This is a genomic window from Oxalicibacterium sp. (genome assembly GCF_057353965.1).
In genome coordinates this window covers 15,467-32,336 of sequence record NZ_JBMQZD010000001.1, presented here as the reverse complement: position 1 = coordinate 32,336, position 16,870 = coordinate 15,467, and the positions used below count along the sequence as shown (strand labels likewise).

Below are 16,870 nucleotides of genomic sequence, written 5' to 3'. Positions count from 1 at the left end.
ACGCGGACATTGAGAAAGAGCTGGCGGTGGCGCTAGTGCGCGAATGATGTGAACTGCATGGAGGCGTGAATGAAAACCTTCTGGCATTCCGGAGAATGGCGCAGACGACGTAGCAGCGCTGTTTGCGCCATCGCCTGCGCGGCAACCTTGCTGTGCGTATCGAACGCCCACGCCGATGAAGGCGGCGTCAGCTTCTGGCTGCCGGGCCAGTTCGGAAGCCTGGCCGCCGTGCCGTCGCAGCCGGGATGGTCGCTGCCGGTCGTCTATTACCACACGACTGCGGACATGGACGAAGGCAAGGTCACGCAGCGCGGCAATCGCATTACCGCTGGCGTCGATGCGAAGGCGGACATGTTGCTGCTGTTGCCGACCTATGTGTTCGAAACGCCGGTTTTGGGTGCACAGGCGTCGCTGGCCGTCGGCGCGGCACTGGCATCGATGGACGCCAGCATCGATGCGACGTTGACCGGCCCGCGCGGCAACACGATCTCCGGTTCGGAGAGCGACAGCCTGACCGCCGGCAGCGATCTCTACACGCTGGGGACGCTGAAATGGAATCGCGGCGTGCACAACTACATGGCATACATGATGACCGGCACGCCGGTCGGTGCATACAAGAAGGGGCGGCTTGCCAATACAGGCACCAATCACTGGTCGGTCGATGCCGGCGGCGGTTATACCTATTTCGACAAGAAGAACGAATTTTCGGCCGTTCTCGGTTTCACCTACAACTTCGAGAACGACGATACCGATTATCAGAACGGCGTGGATGGACATCTGGACTGGGCCGCTTCGCGGTTCATATCCGCAAGCACGCATGTTGGCGTGGTCGGCTATTTTTTCCAGCAGGTGAGCGGCGATAGCGGTTCGGGTGCACGGCTGGGCGACTACAAATCCAGCGTGACAGCCATCGGCCCGCAGATCGGCCATTTCTTCCAGGTCGACAAGGAAAAGTGGTACGTCAATCTCAAAGGCTATTACGAATTCGATGGAAAGAATCGCCCCGAAGGATGGAACGTCTGGGTCTCGTTGTTGATTCCGCTCACATCGTACTAGAGGTCACGAAACATGTAGCCACGAGCGGCAGACGATTCAACCATGGCCTGCTCATGGCCCGCTTTTCAGAAAGGAAGACGCCATGCGTAATTCCGTATTGAACATCCTGCGAATCTGTATTGCAGGCATTGCGATGCTGACGGCGATGCTGGTTCCGGCTCAGGCGTCGGCCCAGCAAGCGCAACCTTTCTCCAAGGAGCAGATCGATCAGCTGGTGGCGCCGATCGCGCTCTATCCCGATACGCTGCTGTCGCAGGTCCTGATGGCATCGACTTATCCGGCCGATGTTGCGGATGCGGCGAAGTGGTCCAAGTCCCATTCGAGCATGAAAGGCGACGATGCCGTCAAGGCGGTCGACGGCCAGCAATGGGACCCGAGCGTCAAGGCGCTGGTCGCGTTCCCGCAGGTATTGCAGATGATGGGAGAAAAGCCGGACTGGGTGCAGCAGTTGGGCGATGCCTTCCTTGCATCGTCGAAGGATGTACTCGATTCCGCACAGCGCTTGCGCGCGCAGGCGCAAAAGGCCGGCAATCTGAAATCCAACGAACAGCAGAAAGTGGTAGTCGATCAGTCGCAAAGCACGCAGGTGATCAAGATCGAGCCGGCCAATCCGGAAGTTGTCTACGTGCCGGCGTACAACCCGACGGTGGTCTACGGCGCCTGGCCGTATCCAGCCTATCCGCCGTACTACTTCCCGCCGCCGCCTGCCTACTATCCGGGCGCGGCGCTGGCATCCGGCATTGCATTCGGCGTCGGCGTCGGCATCGTTGCTTCCTTGTGGAGCGATTGCAACTGGCATCACGGCGATGTCGATATCAACGTCAACAAGTACAACAACATCAACGTCCACAACAAGATCAGCGCCAACCAGACCAAGTTCCAGCACAACAGCGCCAATCGGCGCGGCGTGCCGTACCGCGACCAGGTCAGCCGGCAGAAATACGGCAAGAACGTGCCCGGCGCCAATCAGCGGACCGACTTCCGCGGCCACGATCCGGCGCGCGATGCACAGCGTCGGCAGGCACAAGGCGCACTGCAGCAGCGCGGCATGGACCCGGCAAAGGAGAGGGCGCAACTGCATAACGACCCGAAAGCGCGCGAGCGTGCCCAGAATGCAGCGCGCGATACTGGTCGTAACCGCACAGGCAATTCGGTGCGCTCGCAGGGACAGGCCCGCGGCGGCAGGGACAATGCCCTGCGCGGCGCGGGTAACGGGCAGCAGATGCACCGGCAGATAGATCGCGGCAATGCCAGCCGGGCATCGATGGCCCAGCATCGCGGCGGCATGAGCGGAGGAATGAGCAGAGGTGGCGGCGCACGTGCCGGCGGATTTGGACGTCATCGTTAGGAGCGGCGAACATGAAAATCGACACGATTATTCAAAAAGCCGCACTGCGGCATGGCCGGTTTCACCGGGTTGCCATGGTTCTGATAACGGCAAGCATGCTGCTGATGCCGTTTCCGACTATCGCGCAACAGGCCTATCCTTCCGCCGAGGTGGCGGCACAAACCTTTACCGATACGATCATGCGTAACGACATGGCGCATCTGCGCACCGTGCTCGGCAAGGATTGGGAGCGCTTCATTCCGACGCAGCAGATCGACCGCGACGACATCAACGACTTCCTCGCCGCATGGGCCAGATCGCACAGGATCGTGGAAGAAACGCCGGACAAGGCCTGGCTGCAAGTTGGGGAAGAGGGCTGGACACTGCCTATTCCCATTGTCCGGCACGGCGCCACCTGGCAGTTCGATCCGAAAGCAGGAAGCGACGAGATGCGCACGCGGCGTATCGGCCGCAACGAGTTGAATGCGATGCAGGCCGTACTGGCGTATTACGACGCGCAAATCGAATATGCGAGCGAACCACGTACGCCGGACGGTGTGCTGCAATACGCACAGAAATTCCGCAGTACGCCCGGCAGGCATGATGGCCTGTACTGGCCTGCAACTGGCGAAGAGCAGCAAAGCCCGCTGGGCGCATTGTTCGCCTCGCGCAAGGAGGGCGAGGACTATTACGGCTATCACTACCGGATACTGACGGCGCAGGGCAGGGATGCGCCGGGCGGCGCCTACGACTATCTGATCAAGGGGCGCATGGTCAGCGGTTTTGCATTGGTTGCCTGGCCGGTGCGATACGGCGAAACCGGCGTGACAAGTTTCATGATCAGCCATGACGGCCAGCTCTACGAGCGCGATCTCGGGCCCGACTCCGCAGCAGTAGCGGGCCGCATGCGTACCTTCAATCCCGATGCGGGTTGGAGCAAGGTAAAACCGGCAGCGCCATGATTGACTGAATTCCGTACCGCCAACTTTCCATATCGGGGTGGCGAAATGCATGCAAAGAAATTCCTGGGTCGATTTTCATCGCTTGCCGTATCGATTCTTTTGCCGTTTCTTCTGCCGATTCTCTCACCGCTGATTCTGTTGGCGGCATTGTCCACATTTCATCTCGATGCCTTCGGCATGGAAGATACGTCGGGAGCGCTCGCGTCCGACGCGGCATCTTCTCCCCAGGAGATGCGACAGGCCATGCCGCTCCTTATTTCCAATCGCAAGATCATCGTTCTCAAGGGCCCGATCGTCGGACTCAGCGCGACGGAACGTGTCGCGAATTCAACGAAACGCATTGAAGACGTTCTGCGCGCCACGAAGAAAGTGCCGCAAATTGCGATCGAAGATATAGAAGATGGCCGTGCAACCCGCATCACGCTAGACGGCAAGCCTGCATTCGTCGTCGCACCAATCGACATCGATCCGCAGACCGGCGAGACCACGCAGATCGTCGCGCGCGAAGCCGCAAGCCGCCTGCATGACGCCATGGCCGAATGGCAGGAACAGCGGACGGCGCGCTACATCGGCATGGCCGTTCTCCGCGCGATAGCGGCTACGCTGGTATTTGCCGCGATTCTCTGGCTGCTGGCCCGTGCAAACAAATACGGCATGCACAAGCTCGCCATGGCCGGTCAGACGCAGTTGCGGGAAAGGACCGGCGGACGGCTCGACTGGCTGGATCGGGGATTCATTCATAGCAGCATCACGCGCCTGTTGCGGCTGCTTGGCTTCATGTTGATCGTCATCCTCGCCATCGCCTGGCTGATCTTCGTTCTCGAGCAGTTCCCCTATACGCGCCCGTGGGGCGAAGGCTTCGAGGAAAGTCTCGTGCAACTGCTGGCAAACTCCGCAAGGCAGGGCGTCGCCGCCGTTCCGGGACTGGTGCTGGTCGCGATCATCGCGCTGATTGCGCGCATGCTGATGCGCATCGTGTCGGAGTTTTTCCGGCGTGTGGAAGCAGGGAAGATCGAAGTCACCTGGCTTAGTACGGATACGGTGCGTCCGACGCAACGCATCGTCAATTTCATCGTCATCGCATTCGCGCTGGTGATGGCTTATCCCTATCTGCCGGGTGCCGGCACTGAGGCTTTCAAGGGACTGTCGGTGCTGATCGGTTTGATGATTTCGCTAGGGGGCGCAAGCATCATCGGGCAGGCATTGAGCGGCCTGATCCTGATGTACATCAAGGCCTTCAGGACCGGCGATTACGTGCGTATCGGCGATGCGGAAGGCACGATCACCGATGTAGGCATGTTCACGACCCGCATGCGAACGGGCACGGAGCAGGAAATCATTCTGCCGAACAAGAGCGTGATGGAAAGCACGACGGTCAATTATTCCCGTCCGTCGGCCGGCAGCGGATGCGTCATCGATACGACCGTGACTATCGGCTATACCACGCCGTGGCGGCAAGTCGAGGCTATGCTGCTCGAAGCCGCAAAACGGACGCCGGAGCTTGCAGATCAGCCGCCGCCGTTTGTGCGGCAGACCGCCTTGTCCGATTTTTACGTGGAGTACCGGCTCGTCGCCTGCCTGAAACTGCAGGCCGGCATGCCGCGTTCCGGTGCGCTCACTGCATTGCATGGCCATATACAGGACGTCTTCAATACCTACGGCGTGCAGATCATGTCGCCGCATTACGAGTCGGACCCTCCCGAACCGCAGGTAATCAAGGAAGGGGATTGGCATCCGCCTCCGGCAAAAAACGCGTGACCGGATCGCTGATGGCTTCGTGTGAACGAGGTTTGGTCTAAATACAGGAAAACAGCGGAGCAGACACCCTGTCTACAAGGGCAACAAGGCCTGCACCTTCGACCAATTCTTTATATAGATGAAATTCGCTATGGTTTCCATATAGATACCAGCGTGCCATGTCTCACGGCCTTTGCAGGATGACTTTTACCAAGGAGGAATTGTGAAAAAGATCGCCGCTTTCCTTATCTTCAGTGGTGTTATTGCTTCCGCCTGTGCCCAATCCAATTTCCATTGGCTCAAAGACACGCCCATAACGAAATTCAGCAAGGAAGACCAGCAGACCGTGCTGGACACGTTGTACAAGGCGCTTGATTCCGGCGAGGACGGCGTTCCCGTCAAATGGGAAAACCCGTCCGCCAGCAATAGCGGCAGCGTAACGCCGTCGCCCGATCCGAAAGGACAAGCCGGCTGTCGGCAGGCCCTTGTCGAAAATCGTCATCAAACCCTGTACGGCTCGTCGGAAGGCGTGTTCTGCAAGGTTGACGGCAAATGGAAGCTGCGCCAAAGGAAAAAGTAAGGCGCGTTCAACCAGTGGCGCAGTTCCGGCGAGCGGATACCGGGTGTCCACATGATCTCGTGGCTTGCCTGTGAACCGGAATATTCGGGGCCAAGTTCGGAGGTTGCTGGCACAGCGGCAGCGTCCGGGGCTTGGTCACACTCGCCATAATTTCGCATAATTTGTATTATGTAAAATAGCAGGCGCAAATCAAAAGCCGGAATGTCGATAGAAAAATACCATCGTGTTAAGTGTCATATTTAACACATCGACTCCAAAGCCCGGCCCACACTTCCGGGCTTTTTTCTGCGCCGCCCATGCCTTACGACCTTTTCGGGGAAATTCCCGTCACCGAAGACGAGATTTTCCAGTGGGTGCAAGCCGTCGCCCCGCGCTGGCTCACGCCCGAACGATCCTACAACAGCTATGTCCGCACTTGGAATGTGCCGGCAAAAATCCGCAACGCAAAACTTGCCGGCGAATTCGACGCCATTATCGAACGGCCAGCGATCCCGTATCACGCACGGTTCGCCCTGGCATCCATCGTCTGACCGCGCTGCTACAATCGCGGCTTTTATAACAACAGGGACAAGAATGAAAAAACTAATCATCGCTGCCGGCGTTATCGCGCTGGCAGGTTGCGCGTCTAGGGGCTACGTGATTCCGAAGCCTGACGGCGTTTATGAGATACAGGCGGCCGGCTACACCAGCAATGAAGCCATGCAGACAGCATTGAATTTTGCCGCCGACACTTGCAAGCCCAAGCGTTACGAAGTCATCGAGCAATTGAGCGGATATCGCGGCGCGTATAGCGAACAAACGCGCGACGCGCTGAATGAACAACGCGCCGCCTTTGCAGCAGCCACGCGCACCTTTGTAATGCCTGTCAACGGCTCATCCGACTACAGAACCGCCCTCCGCATCAAATGCGTCGACAAATAATCATCGCTTGATGAAACGGCCGGTGCGTTTGCTACGTACCGGCTTTTTTTTCGCCTTCGTCGCGCGCTTGCTTGTCGGTTTGCGTTTGCGAGTTGCCATGTTTATTTCTCCTTCAATTTTTCGATAAGGTTCTGTATCTGTACCTGCATCGCAGTGATGCGCCGCTCCAAAACGATGATGTACGCGAATGCCGGAATGACCAGCACATTGGCGACTTCCAGCAGATCGCGCATGCGTTACTTGATCTGATTCGGGATCAGGATCGCAGCGGCTGCCGCGACGCCGCCGATGATTTGCACAACGGCATTCGCCGTATCAGCAGGCACGCCGAACAGCGACGCCAGCGCCATCAGGCCGGCAATCGAACTCGGTTCGCGCAGACGATTTACAAAATATTGCATGGTTCCTCCATTGGTTAATAAAGCACGTTGTCGTTGCCATCCTTCACCGTGATGCTGTTGCTGGTAATGAAGGTTTGCAGCTTCGGAAAGCGGCTGATGACGAACGCCGCAAGGATCAAGCCGCCGAAGACAATCACGCCTTCACGAATGACGGCTTCCGGCGACGGGATAATGTTTTTCAGTTTCATGTTCAAAAATAATTGAAGTTGATGCCCGAATCGTTATTGCTGACTGGATCGTTCGTGTTTTCCCACGGCAGCGTCGGTGCCCACTTCGTGACGCCGTAGACGTTTTTTCCCGGATAGATGCCGAACGTATCCAGCGGATCGGTCACGGCGTCGAATGCGAGGCCGGCGAGGATGCCGCTTGCTTCCAGCCCTTCGGCGACGACAGGCGGCACAAGGTCTCGCGTTTTGAAATAGGCGTATGCCACCGCCGCCAGCACGACGCCGCCCGCCAGCCAGTAGACGTTTTTCATCACCACCATGCTCCATCGACGCGAACGATGCTTTTCTGGCCGGTGCCGTTCATGTCGGCCAGCGTGTCATCGATCAGTTCCTGCACTGTCGGGATGCCGCTGCCGCTGACGTTGCCCGTCATCCAGTCATGGATCGATCCGTTCACAAGGTCTGTCGTCGTCGTCAGCGCGCCCGGATTCAACGGATCGTATGGCGTGCCGGCGTCCGGCGTGAATGGCCGCCAGATCGATTGCGAGAAGGTTTGCGCCGTTCCCATCATCGACGACAGCGACGGCAGCGACAGGCCCGCCGCTTTCGCGATCAGGTAGGCGGCACCGCCACACAGGGCGATCACAATCAAATCGTCGCGCTTCATGCCAGCACCGCGCCGCCTGCTGCGTTGAACACACTTGCCGCCGTCGCCATGCTGATGGTCGGCTGGCCGTATGGCGAATACGGGAGCGATGCCCATTCTTTCGCGCACTTGCGACATGCCGTGTCCAGGCGACCGGCTTTCACATCTTCGAGCGCGCCGCGTGCTGCGATGCGGCCGACTGCGCCGATATCCTGCGATGCCGGCGAGAAGTCGCGCAGGCCCATGATGCCGGCCGTTTCGTCCCACGTCGTCGCGAGGAATTGATACGCGCCGGCTGCCGTCGACGCATAGCCGCTTTTCTTGACCAGCTTGCGCGGGTGATCGGCGTAGCTGGTGAACAGTTCGCCGCCGAAGATGCGGCGGTATCCGTTTTCGTCGGCAGTGCCTTCACCGCGCCGGATCACGCGCAAGAACGCCTGCACGTTCGTATGCGCCACATCGGCCGCCGTCACCTTGCTCATTTCTGAAACTTTCATTGTCCCGCCTGTCAGTTGATCGATAATCTCGGCCGCTTCCTGTGCGGCCGTGTTGAACATGTCCCCTACTTCGTCGCCCACTTGCGACAGCGCATCGATATCCAGCTTGCGCTGCCGGTAGAAGTAGTAAGCCGCGCCAACAAACAGCGTCGCGGCCGCGACTTTCACCCCGCCATTCATGCCAGCGCCGCCAGTTCCGCGCGCAGATCGATCGCGCGCGCTTCCAGCAAGGCCAGCATGTCGATATCTGCCGCATCCGGCTCGACGCCGCTTGCCATCGCCAGCGCGACGGCGCGCGCCGGTCGCACGCTGTCGAAATCGATCTGCGCCAGTTCCATCAGAACCAGTTCGCGCCGCGTCGGCGGTTCCGGTTCCGGTTCGGCCGGCACATCGCGATAAATCCATGCGCCGTTTTCGAAGTGCAGCGTTTTTCCTTCAATTTCTGCAGGCGGCTCAATGTCGGTTGAGTGCGTCGGCTCGACGCACTTGCCCGGTTCGCACGGCGATGCCTCCGCCATGTATTCGCATACGTATTGCCGCGTCTCGCCATCGAAAATGTAGAGTTTTTTCATGTTCGTTTATGCGTACTGAACGCAATATTTCATTCGCACACCGGCCGCAATATTTGCGCCGCCGCCTGTGTAATTCGTAAGCCCGTCCTGATTCGTCTGCAGACCGCCTTCATACTGCGATTCGTATCCGGTTCCGCCGCCGTTTTGACGCCCCCACTTGACACCGCGTACAGACGCCACATCGATACCGTGGTCATGCTGAATAACGACGCCAATCGTTACTGTTGCAATGTTTCCGCTCGCCGCAAGAATCGCCCGGTCTACCGGTACGTAAGGAATTCCGAATGTCGTTGCACCATCGCCCGCGCCCCACTTTGTTCCGATTGCCTTGAACAATTTCGGATACGCCGCCCGCGATACATTCGTCGGCGCAACAGGGCAAGCCATTGCCCCGGCCGGCGTGCTATCTGCCGGCCAGATAAAAACGTCCCCCGGCTTTCGTCCGCTGGCTTTTCGAATGATCGCCATCGTCAGCCCTCGACAATCAGCACGTTTGCATTGCTGGCGATATCGCCGCTTGCCGTGACTGCGCCAGTCGGCACGAAACCGGTCAGTTCCAGACTTTCACCAGCGGCCAGCACGATCCCGCCCGCTGTTGCGTCGCCGCCGTCCAATCGCACGGCGATTTCGCCGACTGGATCGCCGTTCTGCACCAGCAGATAGCGTCGCGCCGTATTTGCCGGCGCGATCTGCGCACTGGCCGGCGTGACTTCTGCCATCGTGTGCGAGAACGAGCCATTGACAGCGCCGTTCGGCGGCATGTCGTATGTGACTTGATTGCCGTAGCGCAGAACGATATCGACCGCATTGCTTACTTCGCTCTGCAGAACGATTGCATCGAACGGCACGGAGAAGCGTTCGGAGTAGCCGGCGCTGACTTTTTCAGTGCGCGCCACTTCGCGGCCGTTGCTGTAGAAAATTGCCGTCAGCGTCGATCCGGCTGCCAGCACGCGGAAGAAGTCGGCTTTTTCCGAGTATCGCAGTTGCCCGCCTGCCGGGATTGTTTCGCGAATCTGCATTTACTTTTTCCCTTTTGTCAGCACCAGCGCGGCGGCGGCTGCAACGCCGAGCACCACGATGGTCTTTTGATCGATTGCGCCGCGTTGATCGTTCGCGACGGACTGCGCCGCCTGCAGCACCGTGTCCTGTCCGCTCTGCACCATGTTCGCGCCTGCATTGAAAATGCCGGATGCGAAGTCGATCAGCTTGCCGAAGGACGCCGTGTTGTCTTCGCTGCCTTCGCTGGCGAACTGCAGCGCATCTTTCACAATATCGCCGTCCAGATGTTCAATCGTCGCCACGATGCTGCTGCCGCCCGTTGCGACGACGCCGCTTTCCGTGACGGCACGGTTGTCTGTATTGTTTGTCGTCTGCGAAGACGACGATTTACTGCTGCTGCCGCCCATGTCTTAAATCCTTTTTGACGACGTATTCCACGCCGGTATAGTTCTGCCGCGCCAGCTTCCGCACCAGCCCGATTCGTTCCGTATGCACGCGGATCGAATCGCAGCCGACGAATCGTTTTTCAATCCACGGCATGACCACGGCCGTCAGGTCGACGCCCGGCGCATCGCCGCCAGCGGCGACTACTACACCTTCGTCATACGTGGCAAAGCGGTCGATTCGCAGCACGAAGGCGCACACCGTTTCCGCGTCGTCGTCCTGCACGACGAACAGTGCCGCGCCCTGCTCCACCTGCGCCTTCACGTCGTCCAGCGTGGCCGTCGTCAGTGCGCTGGCGATCATGGCCTCGACTTCCGGCGTCCACTTTTTGCACGGCGCGATGATCATTTTTTGAACGCCCGCCATGCGACGAGAAACACGCCGGCCACGATCACATACGGCAGGTATTGCGATAGTTCGCCCTGCTGCGTGCGGTCTGATGTGACCGGGCTGTTGTCGCCGAATGAGACGTTCCAGCCGCTGCTGTCGAACATGCCGCCCGACGAACCGCCGTATGCCATCGACGGGCCTGCCGGCCCTGCATTCAACATGCCGCTCAATGCACCGCCGACCACGCCCGCCCACGGATTCGCAGCCGTTACGCCTGTTTCGCCTGCCAAAGTCAGATCACTCATGACTTCATCATCACGACAGCCACCAGCACCGCGCCGCCGATCAGCAGCCAGCCGGCAGGAATACCCGTCGTCACGTTCGGTTGTCCGACCGTGTACAGCGGGCTATTCGGGTTATTTGCATACGCCTGCAACTGCAGTTTCTGCAGTTCATACGGCTGTGTGTATTTCGCATTGATCGCGGAATTTGCCAGCGCACCGCCGATCTGCTGCGCCCAGTCTTCCCAAGATGCCATCTGTTTCCCCTTGTGTGGCTAAAAAGCCCCGGCTGCGCCTATGCGCGCCGGGGAACTCCCTTGCCGATTACAGGTTGCCCAGCGGATCGAGGTATTCAACGATGACTTCGCCCGCATCTGCTGCAGAGAAGTCGCACAGCAGTTCCAGCGATTGCGCGTCGCGCGTGTCCAGCGCCTTTTTGATATCGCCGGTCACCACGAAATCGATCGTGTAGACGTTCGCCTGCGGCACGCGGCCGTTGCGCTTCTGGATGAACTCGTTTTCATCCTTCGTGGACTCGTGGAAGATGCGGCTGTCCTGCTTCATCGTCACGCCGGTCATGTTGCCGCCGTGGAAGATGTGAATGCGCTTGATGATGGAGCCGCGCACCTTGCCGAACGGCAGATTGATCGGCAGCTTGCCGCCCGTCGAGACGTTGAACGGGTACGGCAGCATCTTGCTGATCAACGGCGCGTAAGGTGCCATTTCGCCGGTTTTCGCTTTCTGTGCGCCGGTCTCGAACAGGATCGGCGTGATCTTCGGCGCGGTCGCACCCACGACGGTGACCTCGGTCGTGATATCGACGATGCCGACGGTCGTATCGAATGCGCCGACCGTGCGATCGAATTCATTGTTCAGCGAAAAGTCCGTGAAAAACACGTCCAGAAATTTTGCATCGGTCGTGTTCGCGCCGCGATAGGCATTGATCTTGTCGATCTGCATGCCGGTCGCGTCGATGATGGAGCCGCCGTTGACTTTCATTTTGAAGCGTTCGATCATCGCCTTGGTCAGCGCCGTGCCTTCCAGTTTCATCTGGAAGTTTTCCAGCGTCATGCCGCGCGTGATCTGATTGGTCGCCGTGCCGCTCGGAACGACGTTCGAGAACGGAAGACCGTAGTGGGTGATAGCACCGTATGCCATTTGCTTATGTCCTTTTCGGCTGGCCCGGTAAGGCTTCGCCGTCTGGTGCGTTACCTGCCTTGTGGGCAGTTGGCGCAGGTTGAAAACGTTTTTTTGTCAGCGGCCGATTACAGCACCGAACCGACGTAAGGGATGCGCTTGGCAACAGCCACCGCACCAACAGCCACAGCACCGGCTTTCACGATGGACGGGCCGAACTTGTAGGCCGCGAACAGGATGCCGCCAGCAATGGCGAGTTTGGTCAATTCTGCTTGAGTCATTTCGTGTTCCTTGAGAACGGTTAATTGGAAAAACAACGCTGCAATTTTGCGAAGAAAAATCACGGCTGGAAATAGCCTGTTACCGTTACAGGAAACCGGCTATTTCGAGTCGCGCAAACGCAACGTTTTTTTGCTTTTTTCTTTCCGTACCGGATCGTATTCAATGAACTCGAACGCCTGCAGTGCCGCCAGTTCCTCTACCGGGATGCCGGTCTTCCGCGCCATGTATGCCGTGTCTTCCGCACGCTGCAGGAAACAGACGAAGCTGGTCACGTTGCCGATTGCCGTTTTATCGGCCTCTGCCCATCGCTGCGATATCGCATAGATCGTGATGCCGCGCTTCAGGCCGCGCCGGACGAGAATTCCCCAGTTGCCCGGTGCCTTGCTCGGCGTCGTCACGTCGGCCAGTTCCTCCGCGACGTATTCCAGCGGCGCGATATAGCGGCCGGCGTACATGACGGCCTTGCACAGAAAATCGAACTCCGCTTTCAATTCGCCGCCCGTCACATAGGCCAGCTTCATGTGTCCCGGCGTCTTGATCGCTTCCAGCAGCGCCCGCCGCGTCGTGATCTTGCGGAATCCCGATTGCTGGCTCCACTGATCCTCCGGATCCCACGCCACGACGCGTCGCGACGCCCGTACCATCCGCGATACCTGCGTCGACTTGCCGCAACGCGACGCGCCGGAGACGACGATCAGGCGTCCATCAACTGTTTTCATGTGGAATCACCTTTCCGGCCGTGACGGCCAGCCGCGACGTGTCGCCACTCATGTGCTGCGGATCGGGCGCAGACGCAATAGGAAGCGATACAGGCGTTTTTTCCTGTTCGGCTGGCTTCCGGGCTGCGATATCGGCCGAAACGCCCGCATAGGTCGCGTATGCCAGCGGGCCGACGACGATCAGCGCCATCATTTCTTCGCCATACTTGCCGCCGACGCCTTCCTGCAGCCATCCATGCTTATCGCAGACCGGCTGCAGCGCGACGCCGACGCGCTTGCAGGTTTCCGGCGTGTAGATCGCCGCCAGAGACGGGAAGATCGGCGCAGCCACGCCGACGACCATGCCGAGCATGCCGGCGATCTGTTCGGCCAGCGGCACGGCCGGCGCGGCGTCCTGTTCTGCGCCCGGCGCCTCCGGCGCACCGGGTTCCTGCTCCTCGCCGGCCATCCGTTCCAGCGCAGCCAGTTCTGCCGCCTGTTCGTCCGGCATGGCCGGCGTGTCCTGCTTTTCCTGTTGGATATCGGCTTCGTTCATCGCGCACCCCCTAGCATCGCCAGCGCGGCCGCGAACTTATCGGCCTGCGCTTTCGGTTTCTGTTCCTGTTTCGGCACCGGTGCCGTTACAGGCACGGCGGCGGCCGGCGCGGCCGGTTTTTCCGGCGCTGGCGGCTCTGTTACCGTTACAGGAATTTCCGGCGCTTTTTGCTGGCCGGCGAACGGGTAGCGTTCGAGGAATTTTTTTTCGCGGAAGCTGTTGCCGCCGACGCGTAGTTGCCCGTTGCAGTCTTCGCAGTGGCAAAACGGCTTGCCGTTTTTATCGTGGGAGACGCGCATCATGTCCAGCGCGCCACAGTACGGGCAATCGATATGCCCTAGCGTGGGATTTTTCATCTTGGAACCTTTCAGGCCGCACCCGGTAAGGTGCGGCCCTCTGGTGCGCTTCCCCGCCTTGTGAGCGGTTGACGCGGTTTCGTGAAGGGGTATTACTCGGTGCCGGCGCTGTCGTCAGTGCCGAGGATGATCGCCTGATTCAGTTCGGCCGCATCCAGCATGTCGAACAATTCGCCCATCGCGTCGACGGGCGAATTGCGCGCTTTTTCCATGAATTCATCGCGTGTCATTTTTTCAGTTCCTTTTCCAGATTCGGCCACTCCAAACGGACTGCGATTTTCATCAGCAGCCCGCGCACTGCCGGGGCCATCGACAGCGCGAAACCATACTGACGCACCACCCGGCACGCCTCGTTTTCCAATTCATCCACCCTTGCCACCTTTAATCAATGTTCCATCCGGCCCATACTTGCGGCCGCTCCATTCACTCATGCCGAACAATGAATTCATTCGGCCAAAATCGAATTCCCCGCCCTCTTTTGCACAGTCCGCGCGGTATGCGCGGAATTTTTCGTTCCATTCATCGACCGCACTGCCTTGATATTTGAACTGTCCGTCTTTCACCCATGCCGCTGACGCTCCCGGTTCCGTACAGTTATTTACACAAGTCCAAGGGGCGACGGTGCCGCCTTCGGTGCGCGGCAATCTTGTCCATGTGTAGCGCACCGATTTATAGATAACTTCCGGCTCCGTTACCGTATAGATGCCTACCGGCTTTCCTTGCGTGTAGGTTGCATATTTGCCTGTTACCGTTACAGGCTCGTATGCGATTTTCAGGCGGTAGTTGCGCCCGATACAGGGGCCACCTTGCGCCATCACATACGCCGCGAAGTCGGCGCGCTTGTCGGTTTCCGGGTTGCCGGTTTCCACCTTCTGACACGCGTTGTATGCGTCCTGCACATCCTGCGGCGCATGAACGATTGCATCTGCCGTCAGCCGGCGAAACTCGCGCCATACCGTGACCGGCGCACCGCCGATCTGCTGGAATTGCCGGATGCCCCACACCTGTGACCAATACGTGACGCGCTCCGATGGTGTGATTTCCGCATTGCCGAACATGTCCGGCGCAATGGTGTAGGTGCGGCCATCCTCGAATGCCTTGTGATCGCCCACGCCGGCACCGTCGATATTCTTCGACACGTATTTCGCGATATAGCCGGCAGCGGTTCCCTGCCCTGCCTCGATACGCACCAGCTTGACGCGGTTTTCCTGCGCGCCGGCTTCGTCGCCGTCTTCCTGCAGCGAGTAATGCCGGATGACCGTTTCCATGTCTTCGGCCATCGCCTGAGGCACGAAGAACAGCATGTGCCAGTGCGGGCATCCGTCGCCGTGCGGCTCTGCGATGCGGAAGCCGTAAGGCGCGATGCCCCACCGCTTGAACTGCGCCCGTATCCGCGCCCATGTCTTCGACAGGTACGCCTGCGCCTCGCGTGGCGTTGCGCCGTTGTATTTCGGATTCTTGCCGCCCTGCGCGTGGTATTTCGACGGACAGGTAATCGTCCAGAACATCGCCTGATGATTCAGCGCCGCCGCGATTTCCTCGAATCCGCGGATTCTCACCATCAACTCGCCGCGCCGGATCGTTTTGTTGCCGGTTCCCTTGTCAGCCAGTTCGGCCATCGTGAAGCGGTCGCCCTTTTCGTTCTCGACTTCGGTGGATTCCAGCAGCTTCCGATTCTGCTCGTTCCAGTGCCGCTGACGCAGCGCCGATTCCCGGCTTATGTAGGGATCGTGCTGCATGGACGTTGTACCGATCTGGATCGACGTATGCTCAAAACGGCGTATGTGTTCCCGCTTCAGGTTGCGGAACCACCAGCCACGATCCACGGCGCGGGCGATGATTTCCGCATCCGTTGCGCCGACCGGCAGCGGAACGCCGCGACGGCGGCAGGCGATGCCTATTGCGATCTTGATCGCATCGGCGGTCATGACGGAATGACAGATGCGATAGCACTCGCGGGCAGCTTCGTCGGCGGCACAGTGCAGCGTGCCATCGCCCACGGCGCGGCCATCCGGGAATGCCAGCGGCACGCGGTCGACGTCGCACATGAGCGCATCCAGCATGCGGAATTTGCGATCATGATGCGCCAGCCCGTCACGCTCTGCCGCGCCCCACAGGATGCGCGACATGCGTTTCGGCACGCCAAGGAAAATGCCTTCGTTACGCATTACCGCCCTGCGCGCTGACGTTCTAAAGCATCGATATGGGCCAGCGGCACCGCCGCCAGACCCGCATGCAGTTGCGCCAGATAGTGCCGCACATGCTTTAGCGAATCGTTATCGATGGACACCTTGCAATGCTCGATTTCGCCCATGACGCGATCGATCGCACGTTCCGCACGGCTGCACATCTGCATGCCTTGCGCGACAGCGGCCAATTGCCCTTCTGACAGCGGTTTTTCGAGCGCGGCCATCACAGCCCCCTATTCAGACGGTCGAATATCGCGACGGCTTCACCCATTCGGTCAAGCGCCACTTCCAGCCGCGCCAAATCCTGATATGACTGGCTCACCTTCAATTGCGCCACTTCCCGCGCACGGTCGATGATGTTTTCCGCTGCGTCAAAAAGCTGTTTCGAGCGGCAGCGCGGCGCTCTTTCCGGCTGACCGCACATCACTGCACCGCCTTCCAGCCGAACGAACCGTATAGCGACGACACCACGCGGCGCGCTTGCTCGACGGCTTCCAGATCAGGGAAAGGCAGCGCCAGATCGGCGCGGTTTGTGACGGCGATGCACTCAAATTGCGGCGTTGCATCGGACAGGAACAGGCCGGACGCGCTGCACTTCAGGCGGTAACCGGTTGTAACTTGTGAAACATTGCTCATTGGAATCACCCTGGACGTTTTCCTTGGCGGTAGGCTGTCGTCCAGCTTGCTTATCTGACGACCGTCCAAGGAAGTTTTAGCGAGTTGCTGGACGAC

Annotated in this window: 31 protein-coding genes; 7 read left to right on the top strand and 24 right to left on the bottom strand. The window is 59.3% G+C overall.

From position 1 onward, the window contains the following. Positions 1–69: 69 nt before the first annotated feature. The 7 genes from ACO1VH_RS00235 (at position 70) to ACO1VH_RS00205 (ending at position 6,583) form a co-directional block, all read left to right on the top strand. The gene (locus tag ACO1VH_RS00235; protein ID WP_486241455.1) at positions 70–1,056 is read left to right on the top strand and encodes a SphA family protein; all 987 of its coding nucleotides are present in this window, start codon (positions 70–72) and stop codon (positions 1,054–1,056) included. A gap of 82 nt (positions 1,057–1,138) precedes the next feature. Next, positions 1,139–2,404 (top strand): DUF3300 domain-containing protein, encoded by a 1,266-nt coding sequence (locus ACO1VH_RS00230; protein WP_486241453.1) that lies wholly within the window; start codon positions 1,139–1,141, stop codon positions 2,402–2,404. A gap of 104 nt (positions 2,405–2,508) precedes the next feature. Further along, positions 2,509–3,345, top strand: a complete 837-nt coding sequence (locus ACO1VH_RS00225; RefSeq protein WP_486241451.1) for a DUF2950 domain-containing protein — start codon at positions 2,509–2,511, stop codon at positions 3,343–3,345. 243 nt (positions 3,346–3,588) lie between these two features. Further along, a complete protein-coding gene (locus ACO1VH_RS00220) occupies positions 3,589–5,103 on the top strand; it encodes a mechanosensitive ion channel family protein (protein WP_486241449.1) in 1,515 nt (504 codons plus the stop codon). 202 nt (positions 5,104–5,305) lie between these two features. Continuing rightward, positions 5,306–5,662, top strand: coding sequence for a hypothetical protein (locus ACO1VH_RS00215; RefSeq protein WP_486241447.1), 357 nt, complete (start codon positions 5,306–5,308; stop codon positions 5,660–5,662). A gap of 296 nt (positions 5,663–5,958) precedes the next feature. Beyond that, entirely contained in the window at positions 5,959–6,192 is a 234-nt protein-coding gene (locus ACO1VH_RS00210; RefSeq protein ID WP_486241445.1) for a hypothetical protein, read from the top strand. A gap of 43 nt (positions 6,193–6,235) precedes the next feature. Then, entirely contained in the window at positions 6,236–6,583 is a 348-nt protein-coding gene (locus ACO1VH_RS00205) for a hypothetical protein (protein WP_486241443.1), read from the top strand. Positions 6,584–6,684: 101 nt separating this feature from the next. Here ACO1VH_RS00205 and ACO1VH_RS00200 read toward each other — a convergent pair whose 3' ends face one another. From ACO1VH_RS00200 to ACO1VH_RS00085, 24 genes are all read right to left on the bottom strand, one after another. Further along, positions 6,685–6,816 (bottom strand): hypothetical protein, encoded by a 132-nt coding sequence (locus ACO1VH_RS00200; protein WP_486241441.1) that lies wholly within the window; start codon positions 6,814–6,816, stop codon positions 6,685–6,687. A 3-nt stretch (positions 6,817–6,819) separates the two neighbouring features. Then, positions 6,820–6,984 (bottom strand): hypothetical protein, encoded by a 165-nt coding sequence (locus tag ACO1VH_RS00195; protein WP_486241439.1) that lies wholly within the window; start codon positions 6,982–6,984, stop codon positions 6,820–6,822. Positions 6,985–6,998: 14 nt separating this feature from the next. Next, positions 6,999–7,172 (bottom strand): hypothetical protein, encoded by a 174-nt coding sequence (locus tag ACO1VH_RS00190; RefSeq protein ID WP_486241437.1) that lies wholly within the window; start codon positions 7,170–7,172, stop codon positions 6,999–7,001. A 2-nt stretch (positions 7,173–7,174) separates the two neighbouring features. Next, positions 7,175–7,462, bottom strand: coding sequence for a hypothetical protein (locus tag ACO1VH_RS00185; RefSeq protein WP_486241435.1), 288 nt, complete (start codon positions 7,460–7,462; stop codon positions 7,175–7,177). Then, positions 7,462–7,818 carry a hypothetical protein gene (locus ACO1VH_RS00180; RefSeq protein WP_486241433.1) on the bottom strand — a complete coding sequence of 119 codons (357 nt, stop codon included), beginning with the start codon at positions 7,816–7,818 and terminating at the stop codon, positions 7,462–7,464. Before ACO1VH_RS00180 ends, ACO1VH_RS00185 begins: the two co-directional genes overlap by 1 nt. Further along, on the bottom strand, positions 7,815–8,462 hold the full coding sequence (locus ACO1VH_RS00175; protein WP_486241431.1) for a glycoside hydrolase family 24 protein: 648 nt from the start codon (positions 8,460–8,462) through the stop codon (positions 7,815–7,817). Before ACO1VH_RS00175 ends, ACO1VH_RS00180 begins: the two co-directional genes overlap by 4 nt. A gap of 8 nt (positions 8,463–8,470) precedes the next feature. Beyond that, positions 8,471–8,866 carry a hypothetical protein gene (locus ACO1VH_RS00170; RefSeq protein WP_486241429.1) on the bottom strand — a complete coding sequence of 132 codons (396 nt, stop codon included), beginning with the start codon at positions 8,864–8,866 and terminating at the stop codon, positions 8,471–8,473. Positions 8,867–8,872: 6 nt separating this feature from the next. Continuing rightward, on the bottom strand, positions 8,873–9,334 hold the full coding sequence (locus ACO1VH_RS00165; protein ID WP_486241427.1) for a phage tail protein: 462 nt from the start codon (positions 9,332–9,334) through the stop codon (positions 8,873–8,875). Between the two features lie 2 nt (positions 9,335–9,336). Continuing rightward, positions 9,337–9,885 (bottom strand): hypothetical protein, encoded by a 549-nt coding sequence (locus tag ACO1VH_RS00160; RefSeq protein ID WP_486241425.1) that lies wholly within the window; start codon positions 9,883–9,885, stop codon positions 9,337–9,339. Continuing rightward, positions 9,886–10,272: a hypothetical protein gene (locus tag ACO1VH_RS00155; RefSeq protein ID WP_486241423.1), complete on the bottom strand. Its 387-nt coding sequence runs from the start codon at positions 10,270–10,272 to the stop codon at positions 9,886–9,888. It abuts the gene before it with no gap. Next, positions 10,253–10,612, bottom strand: coding sequence for a hypothetical protein (locus ACO1VH_RS00150; protein WP_486241421.1), 360 nt, complete (start codon positions 10,610–10,612; stop codon positions 10,253–10,255). The genes ACO1VH_RS00155 and ACO1VH_RS00150 overlap by 20 nt, the downstream gene beginning before the upstream one ends. A 41-nt stretch (positions 10,613–10,653) precedes the next feature. Continuing rightward, positions 10,654–10,944, bottom strand: coding sequence for a hypothetical protein (locus ACO1VH_RS00145; RefSeq protein WP_486241419.1), 291 nt, complete (start codon positions 10,942–10,944; stop codon positions 10,654–10,656). After that, entirely contained in the window at positions 10,941–11,177 is a 237-nt protein-coding gene (locus ACO1VH_RS00140; RefSeq protein ID WP_486241417.1) for a hypothetical protein, read from the bottom strand. The genes ACO1VH_RS00145 and ACO1VH_RS00140 overlap by 4 nt, the downstream gene beginning before the upstream one ends. Before the next feature lie 67 nt (positions 11,178–11,244). Then, positions 11,245–12,078: a major capsid protein P2 gene (locus ACO1VH_RS00135; protein WP_486241415.1), complete on the bottom strand. Its 834-nt coding sequence runs from the start codon at positions 12,076–12,078 to the stop codon at positions 11,245–11,247. A 107-nt stretch (positions 12,079–12,185) separates the two neighbouring features. After that, positions 12,186–12,338: a hypothetical protein gene (locus ACO1VH_RS00130; protein WP_486241413.1), complete on the bottom strand. Its 153-nt coding sequence runs from the start codon at positions 12,336–12,338 to the stop codon at positions 12,186–12,188. A 99-nt stretch (positions 12,339–12,437) separates the two neighbouring features. Continuing rightward, positions 12,438–13,058, bottom strand: coding sequence for a hypothetical protein (locus ACO1VH_RS00125; protein WP_486241411.1), 621 nt, complete (start codon positions 13,056–13,058; stop codon positions 12,438–12,440). Further along, a complete protein-coding gene (locus tag ACO1VH_RS00120; RefSeq protein ID WP_486241409.1) occupies positions 13,045–13,593 on the bottom strand; it encodes a hypothetical protein in 549 nt (182 codons plus the stop codon). The genes ACO1VH_RS00125 and ACO1VH_RS00120 overlap by 14 nt, the downstream gene beginning before the upstream one ends. After that, complete coding sequence (locus tag ACO1VH_RS00115) at positions 13,590–13,949, bottom strand: hypothetical protein (RefSeq protein WP_486241407.1); 360 nt, start codon at positions 13,947–13,949, stop codon at positions 13,590–13,592. Before ACO1VH_RS00115 ends, ACO1VH_RS00120 begins: the two co-directional genes overlap by 4 nt. A gap of 92 nt (positions 13,950–14,041) precedes the next feature. Then, the gene (locus ACO1VH_RS00110) at positions 14,042–14,179 is read right to left on the bottom strand and encodes a hypothetical protein (RefSeq protein WP_486241405.1); all 138 of its coding nucleotides are present in this window, start codon (positions 14,177–14,179) and stop codon (positions 14,042–14,044) included. After that, positions 14,176–14,319, bottom strand: coding sequence for a hypothetical protein (locus ACO1VH_RS00105; protein WP_486241403.1), 144 nt, complete (start codon positions 14,317–14,319; stop codon positions 14,176–14,178). Before ACO1VH_RS00105 ends, ACO1VH_RS00110 begins: the two co-directional genes overlap by 4 nt. Continuing rightward, complete coding sequence (locus tag ACO1VH_RS00100; RefSeq protein ID WP_486241400.1) at positions 14,312–16,117, bottom strand: replication endonuclease; 1,806 nt, start codon at positions 16,115–16,117, stop codon at positions 14,312–14,314. The genes ACO1VH_RS00105 and ACO1VH_RS00100 overlap by 8 nt, the downstream gene beginning before the upstream one ends. Continuing rightward, positions 16,117–16,362 carry a hypothetical protein gene (locus ACO1VH_RS00095; protein ID WP_486241398.1) on the bottom strand — a complete coding sequence of 82 codons (246 nt, stop codon included), beginning with the start codon at positions 16,360–16,362 and terminating at the stop codon, positions 16,117–16,119. Before ACO1VH_RS00095 ends, ACO1VH_RS00100 begins: the two co-directional genes overlap by 1 nt. Next, the gene (locus ACO1VH_RS00090) at positions 16,362–16,562 is read right to left on the bottom strand and encodes a hypothetical protein (RefSeq protein ID WP_486241396.1); all 201 of its coding nucleotides are present in this window, start codon (positions 16,560–16,562) and stop codon (positions 16,362–16,364) included. The genes ACO1VH_RS00095 and ACO1VH_RS00090 overlap by 1 nt, the downstream gene beginning before the upstream one ends. Continuing rightward, positions 16,562–16,774: a hypothetical protein gene (locus ACO1VH_RS00085; RefSeq protein ID WP_486241394.1), complete on the bottom strand. Its 213-nt coding sequence runs from the start codon at positions 16,772–16,774 to the stop codon at positions 16,562–16,564. Before ACO1VH_RS00085 ends, ACO1VH_RS00090 begins: the two co-directional genes overlap by 1 nt. Positions 16,775–16,870: the final 96 nt, after the last annotated feature.